The sequence below is a fragment of the Microbacterium sp. Bi128 genome, from assembly GCF_918698205.1.
On sequence record NZ_CAKKMM010000740.1, the window covers coordinates 1 to 2,503 of the forward strand.

Consider the following 2,503-nt stretch of genomic DNA (forward strand, 5'->3'; position numbering starts at 1 on the left):
TCACCACGCCGGCGTACGAGCTGGTGGGCTGAGGCATGGCAGCCACCTCCGCCAGCGCCAGGCCGCAACCACGCAGCCATCTGCAGCGTCAGGGTCCGGTGACGCCGGCCCTCTCCGGGGCCGACCTCGCCCGGATCGATGCGCAGCTCGCCGACACCGACCGGCTGCTGGAGCGCAGCTACCCGGGCGACGACGGCTCCCGCCAGCCGGTGCACACCGTCTACGTTCCGGCCGACCGCTTCAGCCCGGAGTTCGCCGCGGACTGGGGCGCCCAGGGCCTCGCCGCGGTGGACGCCCGCGGCGGCGTCGAAAGCCTGTGCGCGCTGCAGGGCCAGGAAGCCGGACTGGCCGCCGCCGTCGCGCCGCGGGTCCGGGCCAAGCTCTCACGCGAGCCGATCGAGGACCTCCGTCTGGACTTTGAGGACGGGTTCGGGGACCGGGGCGACGACGCCGAGGACGCCGCCGCTGTCGCCGCGGCATCTGCCGTGGCCGCCGCCGTCGCCGCCGGTACCGCGCCGCCGTTCATCGGGATCCGCTTCAAGTGCTTCGAGGCTGGCACCCGCGCCCGGGGTCTGCGGACCCTGGATCTCTTCGTCTCGCAGCTGGCCACGGCCGGCGAACTGCCGGACGGGCTCGTCCTCACCCTGCCCAAGCTCACCACGGTGGCACAGGTGGAGGCCATGGCCTTCGCCGTGTCCCGGCTCGAGGAAGTCCACTCGCTCCCCGCGGGCCGGCTCCGCTTTGAGGTGCAGGTGGAAACGCCGCAGCTCATCCTGGGCCCGGACGGAACCTCGCCGGTGGCGCGCCTGCCGCACGCGGTGCCCGGCCGGATCAGCGGGCTGCACTACGGCACCTACGACTACTCAGCATCGCTGCAGATCTCCGCCGAATACCAGTCCATGGAACATCCCGTGGCGGACTTTGCCAAAGAAGTCATGCAGCTTGCCGCGGCCGGCACCGGGATCCGGCTCTCCGACGGCTCCACCAACATCATCCCGGTGGGCGGGAACGTGGAGCAGGCCTGGCAGCTCCACGGCCGGCTGGTCCGCCGCTCGCTGGAACGCGGCTACTACCAGGGCTGGGACCTCCACCCCGCCCAGCTGCCCAGCCGGTTCGCCGCGACCTACGCCTTCTACCGGCAAGGGCTCCCGGCCGCCGCTGCCCGGCTCCGCAATTACGTGGACCAAACCGCCGGCGGCGTTCTGGATGAACCCGCCACCGCACGGGCTCTGGCAGCCTTCGTGCTTCGCGGCGTCCAGTGCGGCGCCGTCGGCACCGAAGAAGTCCTGGCGCTGGCCGGCGTCGGGCTCCCCGAACTCACCGCGCTGGCCCACCCCCGGCTGGCCAACACCTCCACTCCCTCAGCAAAAGGAACGCACCCATGAGCAACTATTTCTACCCCGAAGGCGGGCTTCCGCCGCAGACCCAGATCCTCTCGGACCGGGCCGTGGTCAAGGAGGCCTACACCGTCATTCCGAAGGGCGTGCTTCGGGACATCGTCACGAGCAAACTGCCCGGCTGGACCAACACCCGTTCCTGGATCCTGGCCCGGCCCATCGCCGGTTTTGCCACGACGTTCTCGCAGCTGATCGTCGAGGTGGGACCGGGCGGAGGTTCGGAAAAGCCCGAGCCGGAGGCCGGCGTCGAAGGCGTTATCTTCCTGACCAAGGGCGCCCTGGCACTGACCCTTGAGGGGGAAATCCACAGGCTGGGCGAGGGCGGCTACGCCTACCTCGCCGCGGGGGCCCAATGGTCCGTGGCGAACGAGTCCGGGGAGATCGCCAGTTTCCAGTGGATCCGGAAGGCCTACGAGCCGCTGGACGGCTACACGGCGAAATCCTTTGTAACCAGCGACCAGGACGTCGCACCGCGGGCGATGCCGGACACCGACGGGGCCTGGGCCACCACGCGTTTCGTGGACCCGGAGGACCTCGCCCACGACATGCACGTCAACATCGTCACCCTCAAGCCCGGCGCCTCCATCCCCTTCGCGGAAACCCACGTCATGGAGCACGGCCTCTTCGTGCTGGAAGGCAAAGCCGTCTACCGGCTCAATGACGACTGGGTGGAGGTGGAGGCCGGCGACTTCATGTGGCTGCGTGCCTTCTGCCCCCAGGCGTGCTACGCCGGCGGTCCGGGCAACTTCCGGTACCTGCTGTACAAGGACGTCAACCGCCAGATCCGCCTGACCTAAGACCGATCCACCAATACCGATCCACCAATACCGATCCACCCATACCGATCCACGTAGTGGAGTCCGCCCCGTCTGACGGAGCGGACTCCTCCGTGGTTCCGCCGGCCGCGCCTCGGCACCAAATCTGGTCACCCAGCCCGGAGCCCTTGCGGCCCGGGCGATGCTTGCTAGCCTGAGGCTGTGAAGTACGAATCCCTGTGGATCGGAATGCTCCTTGGCGCGGCCCTCGGCTTCGCCATCGGAGTCACCACCGTCGACAAGCCATTCACGGGCCTGCTGATCGGCCTCGGGGTCGGCGCACTCGTGGGC

General features: G+C 69.5%; 2 protein-coding genes. Both read left to right on the forward strand.

Annotated features, from left to right (window positions below):
- Positions 1-98: 98 nt before the first annotated feature.
- Entirely contained in the window at positions 99-1,385 is a 1,287-nt protein-coding gene (locus LQV45_RS25620) for an aldolase (RefSeq protein WP_230009449.1), read from the forward strand.
- Complete coding sequence (locus LQV45_RS25625; RefSeq protein ID WP_230009447.1) at positions 1,382-2,194, forward strand: bifunctional allantoicase/(S)-ureidoglycine aminohydrolase; 813 nt, start codon at positions 1,382-1,384, stop codon at positions 2,192-2,194. Before LQV45_RS25620 ends, LQV45_RS25625 begins: the two co-directional genes overlap by 4 nt.
- Positions 2,195-2,503: the final 309 nt, after the last annotated feature.